The sequence below is a fragment of the Vibrio sp. nBUS_14 genome (genome assembly GCF_051201655.1).
Taxonomy (GTDB): domain Bacteria; phylum Pseudomonadota; class Gammaproteobacteria; order Enterobacterales; family Vibrionaceae; genus Vibrio.
Genome location: NZ_CP179207.1, coordinates 105,965 through 121,015 on the forward strand (window position 1 = coordinate 105,965; position 15,051 = coordinate 121,015).

The 15,051-nt window shown below is 45.4% G+C and carries 11 protein-coding genes; 7 read left to right on the forward strand and 4 right to left on the reverse strand.

Annotation, left to right across the window (positions count from 1 at the left end; genetic code table 11):
• The first annotated feature begins 184 nt into the window (after nt 1-184).
• The 3 genes from ACMAZD_RS18035 (at nt 185) to ACMAZD_RS18045 (ending at nt 6,327) form a co-directional block, all read left to right on the forward strand.
• A complete protein-coding gene (locus tag ACMAZD_RS18035) occupies nt 185-1,879 on the forward strand; it encodes an L-lactate permease (protein WP_435250055.1) in 1,695 nt (564 codons plus the stop codon).
• 290 nt (nt 1,880-2,169) lie between these two features.
• Nucleotides 2,170-3,309, forward strand: coding sequence for an FMN-dependent L-lactate dehydrogenase LldD (lldD, locus tag ACMAZD_RS18040; protein ID WP_435250056.1), 1,140 nt, complete (start codon nt 2,170-2,172; stop codon nt 3,307-3,309).
• A 162-nt stretch (nt 3,310-3,471) separates the two neighbouring features.
• Complete coding sequence (locus tag ACMAZD_RS18045) at nt 3,472-6,327, forward strand: FAD-binding and (Fe-S)-binding domain-containing protein (RefSeq protein WP_435250057.1); 2,856 nt, start codon at nt 3,472-3,474, stop codon at nt 6,325-6,327.
• Nucleotides 6,328-6,817: 490 nt separating this feature from the next.
• Here ACMAZD_RS18045 and ACMAZD_RS18050 read toward each other — a convergent pair whose 3' ends face one another.
• A complete protein-coding gene (locus ACMAZD_RS18050) occupies nt 6,818-7,063 on the reverse strand; it encodes a hypothetical protein (protein WP_017107691.1) in 246 nt (81 codons plus the stop codon).
• Between the two features lie 23 nt (nt 7,064-7,086).
• Entirely contained in the window at nt 7,087-7,956 is an 870-nt protein-coding gene (locus ACMAZD_RS18055) for an AraC family transcriptional regulator (RefSeq protein WP_435250058.1), read from the reverse strand.
• A 113-nt stretch (nt 7,957-8,069) separates the two neighbouring features.
• Here ACMAZD_RS18055 and ACMAZD_RS18060 point away from each other — a divergent pair, with 113 nt between their 5' ends.
• The 4 genes from ACMAZD_RS18060 (at nt 8,070) to ACMAZD_RS18075 (ending at nt 11,560) form a co-directional block, all read left to right on the forward strand.
• A complete protein-coding gene (locus ACMAZD_RS18060) occupies nt 8,070-9,218 on the forward strand; it encodes a PLP-dependent aminotransferase family protein (RefSeq protein WP_435250059.1) in 1,149 nt (382 codons plus the stop codon).
• A gap of 314 nt (nt 9,219-9,532) precedes the next feature.
• Nucleotides 9,533-10,522 carry a rhodanese-related sulfurtransferase gene (locus ACMAZD_RS18065; RefSeq protein WP_435250060.1) on the forward strand — a complete coding sequence of 330 codons (990 nt, stop codon included), beginning with the start codon at nt 9,533-9,535 and terminating at the stop codon, nt 10,520-10,522.
• Nucleotides 10,523-10,678: 156 nt separating this feature from the next.
• Nucleotides 10,679-10,936: a YdcH family protein gene (locus ACMAZD_RS18070; protein ID WP_102268683.1), complete on the forward strand. Its 258-nt coding sequence runs from the start codon at nt 10,679-10,681 to the stop codon at nt 10,934-10,936.
• A gap of 141 nt (nt 10,937-11,077) precedes the next feature.
• Nucleotides 11,078-11,560, forward strand: a complete 483-nt coding sequence (locus ACMAZD_RS18075; protein ID WP_372142171.1) for a GNAT family N-acetyltransferase — start codon at nt 11,078-11,080, stop codon at nt 11,558-11,560.
• A 24-nt stretch (nt 11,561-11,584) separates the two neighbouring features.
• Here the strand turns inward: ACMAZD_RS18075 and ACMAZD_RS18080 are convergent, their stop codons facing one another.
• Entirely contained in the window at nt 11,585-14,500 is a 2,916-nt protein-coding gene (locus tag ACMAZD_RS18080) for an alkaline phosphatase family protein (RefSeq protein ID WP_435250061.1), read from the reverse strand.
• 173 nt (nt 14,501-14,673) lie between these two features.
• Nucleotides 14,674-15,009, reverse strand: coding sequence for a DUF1840 domain-containing protein (locus ACMAZD_RS18085; protein WP_435250552.1), 336 nt, complete (start codon nt 15,007-15,009; stop codon nt 14,674-14,676).
• Nucleotides 15,010-15,051 lie beyond the last annotated feature (42 nt).

The following is a 15,051-nucleotide window of genomic DNA, read 5'->3' on the forward strand; positions in this document are numbered from 1 at the left end:
GGGTAAATTCACGCCCAATTAACAAAAAAATTACAAAAAAAGCTTTTGCAATCAAATCGGTTACCAATAAAGCGACTCTAATTACAACAATTGAACCCTCGAGATTCAGATTACACCTACAAAACTAATGACGTGTTATTCACTTCAAACATGAACGTTTGAAAACAAGTACGAGGAAGTACCCATGAGTGAAACTCTACTAGCATTATTGGCCTTTTCGCCAATAGTTGTTGCATCGATTCTGCTGGTTGGCCTTAACTGGCCTGCAAAAAAAGCGATGCCCGTGGCATTTGCATTAACCGTTGCTATCGCCCTATTCGCATGGGATATGTCTAGCACTCGCGTGCTGGCTTCAGTATTCCAAGGCTTCGGCATTACCGTGTCGGTTCTCTGGATTGTGTTTGGCGCCATCTTCTTATTAAACACTTTGAAACACACCGGAGCTATCACCACCATCCGCAACGGCTTTACTGACATATCAGCAGACCGTCGTGTGCAAGCGATCATTATCGCTTGGTGTTTTGGTTCATTCATTGAAGGTGCATCCGGCTTCGGCACACCCGCTGCAATCGCCGCTCCATTGTTGGTTGCAATCGGCTTCCCTGCGTTAGCAGCGGTACTGATGGGCATGATGATTCAATCTACTCCGGTATCGTTCGGCGCGGTTGGAACACCTATCATTGTTGGTGTAAACAAAGGTTTGGATACGCACAACATCGGTGAAAGCATGATTGCCAATGGTTCAACATGGGATGCTTACCTACAACAGATCACATCAAGTGTTGCAATCATCCACGCCTGCGTTGGTGTGATGATTCCTGTATTGATGGCGATGATGCTGACTCGCTTCTTCGGTAAGAACAAAAGCTGGACTGAAGGTCTTGATATCCTGCCATTCGCACTGTTCGCAGGTGCCGCTTTCACCATTCCTTACGCACTAACGGGTGTTTTCCTCGGAGCTGAGTTCCCATCACTGATTGGTGGTTTGGTTGGCCTTGCGATTGTTGTAACAGCAGCAAAACGTGGCTTCCTAGTACCCAAATCAAAATGGGATTTCGAAAGCGAAGACAAGTGGCCAGCAGAATGGCTAGGCTCTTTGAAAATCGACCTTGATGACAACAACCAAAACCATAAAAAAATGAGCATGGCGATGGCATGGGCACCTTATGTGCTGCTCGCCGTCACTCTAGTGACTAGCCGTGTAAGCCCTGAGTTCAAAGGCCAGCTTAAGAGCGTTAGCCTTTCTTTCAGCAACATCCTTGGCGAGACAGGCGTAAGCACAGCGATTCAGCCTCTGTATCTACCTGGCGGTATCTTGGTCTTCGTCGCACTGATTGCTGTTCTAATGCAATCACGTAGCGCAACGCCACTGGCTAAAGCTTTTGGTGAGTCGAGCAAGACTCTGATTGGCGCAGGCTTTGTGTTGGTGTTTACCATCCCAATGGTTCGTATCTTCATTAACTCTGGCATGAACGGCGCTGATTTAGCAAGTATGCCAGTAACCACTGCCAACTTTGCAGCTAACCTAGTCGGCAGCGCATTCCCAGCGTTAAGTGCCACGGTTGGTGCCTTAGGTGCCTTCATTGCAGGTTCGAACACCGTTTCAAACATGATGTTCAGCCAGTTCCAATTCGAAGTAGCACAAACTCTGTCTATCTCTAGTGCCGTGGTTGTTGCTCTGCAAGCGGTGGGTGCTGCAGCCGGTAACATGATTGCGATTCACAACGTGGTAGCTGCATCGGCGACCGTAGGCTTGTTAGGACGCGAAGGCGCAACACTACGTAAGACAATCATCCCAACGTTCTACTACTTGGTGATGACAGGAATTATCGGCCTAGTGGTTATCTACGGCTTCAAAATGACAGACGCACTTATGTAAACCATAAGTCGTTACAAAAGCACTTGGCGTTAATACTCAATTCCCCGACTGCAACACCGTCTAATAAGACAGTTGATGAGTTTCGGAATGGATACTAAAACACATCAACACCCTCAGGTATTAACGCCATTTTATTGTTTCACTGTTTATTTGCTTCACCAATTAATTGCCTAACTGGTTAATTGCTTCACTGTTTAAGAAAGAACCAACGCTTACTTTTACAAGAATTAAAGCAGCCCAAGCCAAGCTCTCATAGAAGGGCGACATCCCAAGAATTTAGGACTGAAATTATGATCATATCCGCATCGACTGATTACCGCGCCGCAGCAAAAGTGAAATTACCACCGTTTCTTTTTCACTACATTGACGGCGGTTCTTACGGAGAACATACCCTACGCCGCAACACGGCCGATCTTGCAGAGATCGCGCTCAAGCAGCGTGTCCTCAATGACATGTCAGATCTGAATTTGGAAACTGAGCTGTTTGGCGAAAAGCTAGCGATGCCGATTGCCTTAGCGCCCGTTGGTCTAACAGGCATGTACGCACGACGTGGCGAAGTACAAGCTGCAAAAGCCGCAGACAATAAAGGCATCCCTTTTACGATGTCGACCGTATCGGTATGCCCGATTGAAGAAGTCGCACCTAAGATTGAGCGCCCAATGTGGTTCCAACTTTACGTACTAAAAGATCGTGGCTTCATGAAGAACGTATTGGAACGTGCAAAAGCGGCAGGCGTGACGACACTGGTCTTCACCGTTGATATGCCAGTACCCGGCGCTCGTTACCGTGACATGCACTCAGGAATGAGCGGTCCAAATGCAGCAATTCGTCGTGTATTTCAATCTATGCGTCATCCTAGTTGGGCTGTTGATGTTGGCCTACTAGGCAAGCCACACGATCTTGGCAATATCTCTACTTACCGCGGTTCTCCGACCAAACTTGAAGACTACATCGGTTGGTTGGGTGACAACTTCGACCCGTCGATTTCATGGAAAGACCTAGAGTGGATCCGTGACTTCTGGGACGGCCCGATGGTCATCAAAGGCATTCTTGATGAAAAAGATGCAAAAGACGCCGTGAGATTTGGCGCAGACGGTATCGTAGTTTCAAACCACGGTGGTCGTCAGCTTGATGGTGTTCTATCAAGTGCTAAAGCACTGCCTGCGATTGCAGACGCGGTAAAAGGCGATACTAAGATTCTGGTCGACTCTGGCATTCGCACTGGCCTAGATGTCGTTCGCATGATGGCGATGGGCGCAGACTGCACCTTGCTTGGTCGCTCTTTTGTCTACGCGTTAGCAGCGCAAGGACAAGCAGGTGTTGAGAACCTACTCGACCTATATGACAAAGAGATGCGCGTTGCGATGACTCTAACTGGCGCCAGGACAATCAGAGACTTAACTCATAATTCTCTGGTGGGGCTAGATTAAACCTCAACGACTTAGGTTCGGATTCGGACTAATGCTTTGGTCTACTTAGACTGAAGTTCAATCGTTGTCACAGCAATTACACTGCCGTTGTGACACCGTTTAAACACTGGAAAATAAAATAAAAACAAATCAGTGCCAAATAAGAAGCACAAGGAAGCAAAGATGGAGACAACCACATCCCATGAGCGAGTAATAGACGCACAAGCTTATCAGCAGCTTGGAGCGATACTGGCTCAAAAAATAGAAACAGAGCGCATTGTCACTCAAGAGGCAAAGCGATTGGCTTACGGCACCGATGCGAGTTTTTATCGCTTGGTACCGAAAATGGTTCTAAGGCTCAAAAACTTAGACGAAGTCATACTTACCATTCAAAGCTGTCGCGAACTCGGTATTCATTTTACCTTTCGCGCCGCAGGCACTAGCCTGTCAGGACAAGCGGTTTCAGACTCGGTACTCATCACACTGACCGATGACTGGCGTGGCCACGAAATCGTCGACAACGGCAATCAGATCATCCTTCAACCGGGTGTGATTGGTGCTGATGCCAACAAATACCTTGCCCCTTTCCAACGTAAAATCGGCCCAGACCCAGCCTCTATCAATACCTGTAAAATTGGTGGTATTGCCGCGAACAACGCCAGTGGCATGTGTTGTGGTACTGCGCAAAACTCGTATCGCACCGTCGAGAGCATGAAAATCGTATTGAGTGATGGCTCCCTGCTTGATACAGCTGATAACGCAAGTGTTGAGGCATTCAAACTATCACATAAAGACCTGTTTGAAGGCATTGTCGAATTACATCAACAGACAGCTTCAAACCAAGAACTTGCAGACAGAATCCGCCACAAGTACCGCCTCAAAAACACCACTGGCTACGCTCTGAATGCTTTGGTTGATTACCACGATCCAATTGAGATCATCAAACACTTGATGATTGGCTCAGAAGGCACGCTAGGTTTCATTGCTGAGATTACCTACAACACGGTTATCGAGCACCCGAACAAAGCTTCGGCGCTGTTGGTGTTTGCCGACATCGAACAAGCAAGTAAAGCCGTTACTACATTATCAAAAACACCCGTTGCTGCGGTTGAATTGATGGATGGCAGAGCACTACGTTCAGTGGCTGATAAACCGGGTATGCCTGCATTTATGCCAAGCTTGGACTTGGAAGCAGCAGCTATTTTGGTTGAATCACACGCCAGATCCCAGCAGGACTTAGATTTACAATGTAAATCAATTTTGGATGCATTGACTGAATACACGATTGTTGAATCGGTGCCTTTCACTTCCGCTCCAAAGACAGTCGCAACCCTGTGGGGTATTCGAAAAGGCATGTTCCCTGCTGTTGGCGCAGTGCGTGAAGTCGGTACGACCGTTATCATTGAAGACGTGGCATTCCCTGTCGAAAACCTTGCTAATGGTATTCGAGAGCTGCAAGAGTTGTTCGATAAATATGACTACAGCGAAGCAATCATTTTTGGTCACGCCCTCGAAGGCAACTTGCACTTTGTATTCACTCAAGGCTTCGATAGCCAAGAAGAGACCGACCGTTACGGCGGTTTCATGGATGATGTTGCCGAACTGGTTGCGGTGAAATACCAAGGTTCTCTGAAAGCAGAGCATGGTACAGGTCGTAACATGGCGCCTTATGTGGAGTTGGAGTGGGGCAAAGATGGCTACGCCTTGATGCAAAAGATCAAAGCGCTGTTCGACCCAGAAAGACTGCTCAACCCTGGCGTTATTATTAACGACAATCCAAATTCACACATCACGAATTTGAAGCCAATGCCTGCTGCTGATGACCTTGTCGACCGCTGCATTGAATGTGGTTTCTGTGAGCCGGTATGTCCGTCTCGCACGCTGACTCTATCACCACGTCAACGCATTGTTCTGTACCGAGAACTGCAACGCCGCCGAGCTGCGGGCGAAGAAATAGAAGCAAGCGAACTAGAGAAAACCTTCGAATACCAAGGTATCGATACCTGCGCCGCAACTGGCCTGTGTGCCGAGCGTTGCCCAGTGGGAATCAACACCGGTGATTTGATCAAGAAGCTTCGTATTGCCAAGTACGAGAAATTTACGCCAATCGCTAAGTGGACAGCGGATCATTTCTCGACCACCACTAAACTGACTAAGGCTGGCCTCAAAACCAACCAAGTGGCGAGTAAAGTATTAGGCGCAAATACCGTCGGCAAGCTAACCAACGGCTTGCGCTCAATAACTAAAGGTGCGACACCCGTTTGGATGCCGGAGATGCCGCAATCCAATAGACACTCGCTAGTCTCATCACCAGCGACGGCAGAAAACTCAAGCAATCATAAGAAGGTGGTTTACCTCCCTTCGTGTGCCAGTCGAACTATGGGACAACAAAGCGATGCGGGCGATCAACGTCCTCTAACGGAAGTGACCATGTCTTTGCTTAACAAAGCCGGATTTGAGGTTATTCTTCCGAAAAAGCTCGATGACCAATGTTGTGGTATGCCTTACGACAGCAAAGGGATGACCGATTTAGCCCAATCGAAAGCACAACAACTCGAAGAAGTGTTGTGGCAAGCGAGTCGTCAGGGTGAATACCCAGTATTAATGGACACCAGTCCATGTGCTAAACGCAGTATTGAACAGTTCACCAAACCGTTAGAGGTATTAGAGCCGACAGGGTTTGTGAATCACTATCTGCTTGAGCACCTGACACTTGAGCCGCTGCAAGAAACCGTGATGCTGCATGTCACGTGTAGTTCTCGTCGAATGGGCTTGGAAGGCGCGATGTTGAGCCTTGCTAAAGCCTGTACCGAAGAGGTCATCGTTCCTGAGCATATTCAGTGTTGTGGTTGGGCAGGTGACAAAGGCTTTACTACGCCAGAGTTAAATGAGGCAGCTGTGCATCCACTCAAGGAACAAGTACCGAGTAACTGCACTCGTGGTTTCAGTAACAGCCGAACCTGTGAGATCGGTTTATCACACCACAGCGGCATTCCTTACCAGTCGATCTTGTACTTGGTTGATGAAGTGGCGCAATAGCTAGATATTAAAAGCTAGACACACTCTAAATAAAAAGGTTGCCTTGTTGGCAACCTTTTTGTGGCTCTGATTAAAGCTCCCTCATGATTATTTGACAATATATGTCGTTTTCTGGGCAAAAACTTAACGAATTGTTCATCTCGTTATTGAGTTCTTGAGCGTGACTGGTAGAGACCGTAATCAATTGTACCAGTGCGACTAAGATGATTATTTTCTTCATTACTATTTTTCCTAAATATACAGTTAACAATGAGCCTTCAAGTTTAAGCATATTAAAAGCTGGCTCACTCCGAAAAACCATACTATTCAGAACTTTAAATAAGAATGCCCTGTTCTTAAAAAAGACGATGGAAGACTCAAAGCCGCATGTACTTTCTCTGAATAATGACTACCAGTCCGAATCAAGCTGAGTTTAGTGATAAGCAATATTACTGATTTTCAATATGTTACAATGCACTTTGTTTAAACGAGACCATACTCATCGCAATGGTTACGCACCAATGAATGTCGCTAACTCTTGCGCAGAATAGTGCTCAGCCTCTTGACCTCTGCAGATCAAGTCAATCACTTGAAACTCGCTCATATCACCAAATTCCTTGATCAAGTAATCACGAAACGCTTTTTCGTTCGGCCATTTTCCTCGCACAATATAACCCTCTTCTTTGTCGAAATCTTCCGTCTCAAAGAAAGAAAAATCAGTCATACCGATGTTGTGGCAATACAAAACGAGATACATGTTTACTCCTCAAAATGGGTGGATTAATAAAAACTTACCGGAAGATAAAAATCAAGTTCGAACACTTCATCACTATTCAAAAAATGATTCTGATGATAGTGCACATAAGCTGGTGTTGAACGCTGCTTGAAACCTGATGTAGGTAACCACTTTTCTAATACCATACTGATTTGCGGTAGCAACTCTCCATAACGGCCATTGAGTCGAAACACGGCATGCAGCCCGCCGGGAATTACCATCTGATTAACCACACTTCGATACTTGATCGGTTCACTGATCGCGATACACGCCACATAACGACACTGGTCCATCTCAACCCAAGCAGGGTTTGAATGGTGCAAACCAAATTGGCTCGAAAAATCACGTTGCTCAGAGTTCGCCCACGCTTTCAATATCAACCACGCATTACGTATAGAGCGGTTATAGCCAGTGTGGCGAACATAGGCTGCCATGCGTTCAGGTGTTTCCACTATTTTGGGCTCGGGTAATGCCCGCAGTGCGACATTTTGATAACCAGCCGCCACTTCAGGATCTTTCAAATAAGGCTTTTCGGCAATCTGCAAATCGTGTTTTCGCCACTCGCCCGGAGACATATTAAAGGTCGCTTTGAACGCTCGGCTAAACGAAGACACAGAACTGAAACCACATTTATTGGCTATCTCAACCACCGATGAGCTGGTATCGAACATCAACTGATTAGCAGCATACTCCATCCGAGTGCGTCGGATATATTGATGCAGCGACTCCCCCACCACACTTTTGAAAGTCCGATGAAAATGTTGCTCTGAGTAGGCCGCTATCTCAGATAGCGCTTTTGCCGACAAAGGCTGGCTGATGTCTTGGTGAATATGGAACAGAACATCATTGATTCGGGATATGTGTTGTCGTGACATTTTTTAAATAGCATAAATGGACATGTTTATGAGCATAAACGGATACGATTGTTTTTACAATTGCCGTGTAATATCAAGCGATAGAATAAAAACGAAAACACGAGACACAACACATGGAAATCGCACAGTCATTACAACAGATTCAATCTTCATACATTCGAGAGATCCTCGCAGCCGCAAGCAATCCAAATATCATCTCATTGGCCGGTGGTTTACCGGACGAGAAAACATTCCCTATCGATTTGATGAAGCCAACGCTAGAAAACCTAGCGAACATGCCTGAAGTTTTCCAATACGGCTCGACAGCGGGTTACGGCCCGTTGCTTGAACACCTTACGCAAAGCTACCAATTGCCAGATACTCACACAGCAATGATCTGTACTGGCTCTCAGCAAGGTTTGGATTTGATTGCTCGTGCGTATGTTGATCCGAATGATGTGGTTGTGATGGAAGCGCCAAGCTACCTAGGTGCGATGCAGGTGTTTGGCTTAGTTCAAGCGAACATTGTGACTGTGTCTCAAACAGAATTTGGCCCGAACCTTGATGAACTGGAAACGTGCTTTGCACAGCAATCGCCAAAAATGTTCTATGCCGTGCCAGATTTCCACAACCCAACGGGCGTATGCTGGACAACAGAAACTCGTCAAAAAGTGGCTGAGCTGTGTATCAGATACAACGTGGCCTTCATTGAAGATGCACCTTACCGCGAGCTGCGCTTTACAGGCACTGAGCTGCCAATGGTTTCTTCATTCTGCCCTGACAACTCTATCGTTCTTCGTTCATTCTCTAAAATTGCATCGCCAGGTTTACGTATTGGCGCGGTAACAGGTAAACGCAGCTACCTTGAGCCACTGATTAAAGTGAAGCAAGGCGCTGACTTACACTCAAGTGTACCTATGCAAGCGCTGCTTGTGGGTCTTCTAAAACATGAAGATTTCAACCTGCACATGGAAAACATTCGCACCCTTTATAAATCTCGTTATGAAGTGCTGTTTTCAGAGCTAGAAAAACAACTGCCTGCTGACTGTGTACTGAAAGCAGTAGACGGCGGAATGTTCATTTGGGTAGAAATCCCAGAGTGCGACACTTTCGAATTGGCAAAAACTCTACTTTCGAATGGTGTGGCGGTTGTACCAAGCCCAGTATTCTATCCAAAGGCTGATGAAGCAAAAGCTGCACTGCGCTTAAACTTCACCAATGCCACCCCAGCAGAATTAACCGAAGCGGTGAAACGCTTAGCGGAAGTACTTAACCAAGCATAATCGCTGATTAAGTAAAACGGACTAGATACCAAGGCCCTGCTGTATTGTTACAGCAGGGCCTTTTTGGTTTGGGAATACGTGTTGTCACTCATACCAGATAGAACGATATCATTGAATACCTTAATTCATAAACCACACAAATCGAAATGATAAATAGCCCTACTTTTAGTTGGTTTTTGTCCTTCCTTGGCTTGGTTATACTGCGGCGGATTTTAATAAGCCAATATGGGCAAACCTGAGCAAATCAAACTCAGTATATCTCATAAAAGGCAACCGCTCTGGATTTACGTTCCAGCTCGCAGAAAGGAAAAACCATGTCTCAATATGTTGTATGTGCTTTGTATAAATTCGTAGCACTTGATGATTACCAAGAAATTCGCCAACCGCTAACTGAGCTTCTAGAAGCTAATAACATTCGCGGTACTTTGTTACTCGCAAGTGAAGGTATCAACGGTACCGTTGCAGGTAAGCGCGAATCTATCGACGCTCTTCTTCAATGGTTCAAGCAAGACGACCGCCTAGCGGATGTTGTTTACAAAGAGTCGTTCAACGAAGAACAGCCATTCAACCGCACCAAGGTGAAACTCAAGAAAGAGATCGTAACCATGGGCGTTGAAGGTATCGACCCTCGCCACGTTGTTGGTACTTACGTTAAGCCAAACGAATGGAACGACCTCATCTCTGATCCAGATGTAATTTTGGTTGATACTCGTAACGACTACGAAGTCGATATCGGCACGTTCAAAAACGCAGTAAACCCGAACACAGAAACCTTCCGTGAATTCCCTCAATATGTGGCAGAGAACCTCGACCCTAAGAAACACAAAAAAGTCGCGATGTTCTGTACGGGTGGTATTCGCTGTGAAAAATCAACAGCCTACATGAAAGAGCAAGGCTTTGATAAGGTATACCACCTTGAAGGCGGGATTCTTAAGTACTTAGAAGAAGTACCAGAAGAAGAGAGCATGTGGGAAGGCGACTGCTACGTATTTGATGGCCGTGTAGCGGTAAACCACCAGCTAGAAAAGAGCGATTACGATGTGTGTAACGCTTGTCGTCTACCAATCACTGACGAAGATAAAGCCTCTGAACACTTCGAGAAAGGCGTAAGCTGCCCTAAGTGTATTGATAAGCACAGCGACGAGCAAAAAGCCCGTTTCCGCGAACGTGAAAAGCAGGTTCAACTGTCGAATGCGCGTGGTGAAACCCACGTAGGCGGCGATGCAGCTCACCTTATCGATCAACGTAAAAAAGAAAAGCTAGCACACAAAGAGCAGCAACGCTCTGGTAAGAAAGCGAAGTAGTTTTTACTATTACTAAAATAACAAAGGGCATCAGCGAACCCACAATGGAACGTTTATGCCCTTTTTTGATCCTGCTCTCGCTTTGTGTTTAGGAACACATTTATCTTCAAAAATAGAATCTATACTGAAGATAATTCGACTAGAGAGGAATTCCCAATGCTCAATGAAAACCATGCCTTTATCTTAGATTTCCCGGATCTTAAATTAGACATTGTTCAGCTCAACCACGACGACGAAAAATTCAAATCAGACATGCAGAAATACCACCAACTCGACTACGATATCCGTCAGCTAGAAATCTCTGGCAGCCCTATCGATGACGACAGCATGCACAACCTCAAAGTAGAACGCATGGCGCTAAAAGACTCGCTACACAAACAGCTCACTCGCCATCATGCGCTTAAGCTAGTTTAAGCGGACCTCTACAAGTACGACTTTCAGAGCCACGTACATCGCGTGGCTTTTTCACTTCATATAATCAAGCACATAAACAAATTACTTCACCAAATATGTTACTGTTTGCTTAATCCAATAGATTGATAAGGAGCGAGCGCCGTGACAACTAAGGACGGAAACATACAAGTCAAACCCGTTTCAAATTCTGAATTTGAAGCGCTATTTGATTGCGTCAAACAAGGTATTTTCATACATGTTGATAAGACTTTCGGCTGGGACGATGACTTTCAACGTCAACGCTTAATCAATGATTATCATCCCTCTTGGTTTCATTGGATATACCATAAAAGTGAGAGAGTCGGACTCGTCTGCTTCAAGCCCTACGGCAACGCATACCATGTGCATCTTCTGATCATTTTCCCTCAATACCAAGATCAGTCTCTTGGTAAAAAAGTCATGTCACGCATCCACGAGAAAGCCCATCAAGAGCAACGAAACCAAGTCACTCTGTCGAGCTTTAGAAGTAACATTCGCGCTATCAGTTTTTATCAGTCGCTTGGCTACCAAATAGTTGATGACAACGATGAGGATTTTGTAGGGATGGCTCTCTACCTAACTAATCTATTACAAACAGATAGTTAGGTAGATAGATAGGTATCGAAGTCACTAGCGATCAACTGAAACATCCAACTTATTCAGCAACGACGGGAAACCCCAGCCATTCTCGCCTACGACCACAGCTTCTCCGGTTAAGTATTCAAATAGCGTCGGCGCTAAAGAACCGTTGGCTTCGATTTTTAGTGGTTGAGAGTTTTCACCAATTGGCGTTCCCCAGAACCCTAGAAATGCATCTTTCTCTAAATAGTCCTCACCGGCATGACGCCCCGGTACTATCGTGTTGTAACCCATTCCCGCTTTGGGGAACAAATTAATGGTACCGGCTCTATCCTCAAGATAAATATTAGCCAATTGATTGACCGAATCAGGTCGAGGAGTCAAATGAGTTAAATCCGTCCACTCGCTACGGCTACACCACGTTGAATCATCTTCTTTAACTGAACGATTAATGCATTTGTCCACCAGCTTAGAGTAAGCAGAAAAATCAGCTATGCTTGGTAACGCGAGATATGGGTTTAACGTTTGTGTATTCAATAAGATAGGTGCTTGATTTCCCATTAATGACTCATAAAATAACTTATCTCCGTATCGGGTGATCAGCTCGTCAACGCGTTTGAGATCACGGGTACCGATCACTCGAACAGAACACGATCGCTCGTCACAAGGCGCCTCTCTAACCACCATATAATCGAGACTCTCAGGTAAGCGTTTTGCTATCTCATCAATAACATTAATGCTGTCATCTTTGAGTGCTGCAATGGGCTTCCACTGTACCAACTCCTGATAAACAGGTTGTACTGTCCAACCTTGTTTCGAGTTAAAGAAATCCATCATAAAATTACCGCCAGCAGTCGAGGCAACAACCACATCAATGTCTTTTGAGCTCGGATAGCTCAGAGCATTGGTGATTTTAGGTCCCTCACCTTCGTCTGATGATATTTTCTTAACGACTATTGGGTAATCTAATTCTGCTTGTAAGCCTTCAAATACTTGCTTCTCAGGGTTAAGCGCATAGAACACTGGCGTTAGTCCGTGATCGCCCGCCATTCCCCAAAGGGTTTTATCGTAGACCCCAGCACTACGGTAAGTTGCTTCAATTTGACGAATCCAATAATCCAATCGGTTTAGCTCTCCAGTTGGCATCAAGATTTCGTCACTAAAAGGGCCTGTAAGGTGCGCAAAGTGATCCGGCCATGGGTTATAAACCAAGGTATAGTCAGGCATCCCTTTTCCATCGAGTTCAGCTAGCTGTGTGATTGCCTGCTTCACCTGAACCTTTTTGGAATACTTGGTGAAGAAATCAAAACCAGAAATAGTCTGATACGCCTCAATATCTTCAATCAAAGCTACACGCTTATCTCGCAGTGTCACCTCGACTTCAGAACGTTCTTGAAGCTCTTTAACGCAGCGTTTCTCACCATAATCACGTAATGACTCTCCCAAACCTAAGTTCACGAGGCCGTCGTAAGTCGTATGCGCATTCCAGTCATATTGAGCGTTGCAGTTCAGCGTTTTAAGGTAATCAAGGCGATCAAACATGGTTTGTACCTTGTTGTCTGCCATCAACACATCTAACTGCAGGGCATCATTACCAAAGAAGTAATACGCTCGGTCGATCTCTCGGTCGACAAAGTGGAAATTAGGGATGCCAGTGCCACCTTGCCCCGATACTTTTGCGCCCGTTTTGATGATAGGTAGGTTACGTACGCTGATCGTCGGAGTAGAAGAGATACCCACTCGGCTTATATTATTTCGATTCTCTTGATAGAGTTTTTTGAAGAACGGAAGATAATTCGGATCACGGTAGGTTTGTTCAGAAAGAACCTCCATGAACCTCACCTGCTGTTGGTGTTCAGGCTCAATCACTTTTTCTAGCTGAGGTTTGTATTGCGTTCGGTTTTTATGATTTTGGTAAGCCACCGAGATGAAAGGTGCATTATCATCGACTAAACCTTCAATTAAGCCTTGCTGTAATCCATCAACAGTCACTTGAACTGCAAAGCGCTTATGCTGTTGGGATTCTAAGAACTGAATAAGTGCATCAGGCTGGTCACTGAACGCTTGTTGCATCCACTCATCGAGGGCTTCTTCACGTTCTTCTTTAAAAACAAATTGGCGGTAAGCTTTAAGCAAATTTAAGCGCACAAAATCGATGAGCGTAATAGTCAAGGCTTGCGCTTTATTGTTCGGCTTGTCGGCGTTTTCTGGCTTGCCATCTTCAGCGATCGCGAGCATTGCTGACTTCATATCACCTTCATCCATCCCTGTGGCCGCTTTATCGATTAACTCGACAATGATCGGTTGAATCTGAGCGATGATCGCTAAATCTTCAGGGCTATTCGTTAAATAGGTGTAGTGATCCGGGAGGTTGTCCATATTTTGCCAAACACCGATTTCAAAGAGCGCATCGTAGATAACGACCATGTTGGCAATGAAATGTTCATCAATACGAATCCCTTCATGGTGACCTGTCGCTTCCGTCGATGTATCTGGCTCTTTGTACTCTGAAACCGGCTCATCACCGACATAATAGAGGCTATGTTCAAAGCCTTTTAACGCCTCATCATCATAGACTGTCGACAGATACCCTTTGAATACATCTTCACTCCCCAAACCTGAATAGCGGTCGTAGTAACTATAGAGAAAGTAGCCCAAAGGAATTGAATAGGTCGGGTTGGATAGCTGAGCGATCACTCGCGCTTTTGTTTTAGCATCCAAAGGCAGCGCGAGAATGTACGCATCTAATGTTACGCCACCGATAGTAAAAAGTGCCGCGTCGCGAGTAAGCGTGGCTGAGTAACTTAAACTTGAAAGCACCTGATTTTTCAGAACTTCACTAGAGCTGAAAACGCCACCAATGACAGGCGTTGTCGAAATATCCGCAATACTCGGCGCTGAAATAACCGCCAAAGAAAGAGAACTAACTAAACTCGTGTAGTGACGTGCTCGGAAATAGAGGCTCATCAAGTACCCTTTATTGTAATGTGTGATTATAAATGTAACTTATTGTTCCAGGTTACTTTAATTATCAAAAATAGGCATAATTACGCTTACAAACAGAGCACGAACAGCTCATCTTAAATAATTGAGCTTAGATAATTCGTCTTAGGTAAGTGAGCTTAAGTCATTAAATCAGCCTACCAGCGCTTGCCGCTGCCGTCTTCCCACATCACTTCGCACTCATCTTTGATGGCTGCTTTTAACAGTTCAACCAACGGGAAAGCTCGGCTGCCTATATTGACTGGCGCTTCAACGACCTCTTCTTCATCGTCGTCATCAGTGTTCTCTTGCTCTACAGGTTTGCTCTGCTCTGCTGCTATCGCAGTACGTAAATTATCCAGAGCTTGAGGAACGTCTGGGGCATCAATTGCTCCAGGGATCGCGCCACTATGTCCAAGCATCTTAATAAACTGAAGACCGACCTCACCAAACATCGTAACGCTAGCATAAGGGCGGGATCGAACTTTAGTTATTGAAAATAAATAACTTTATTTTCAATTGGAACTTTTCCTGAT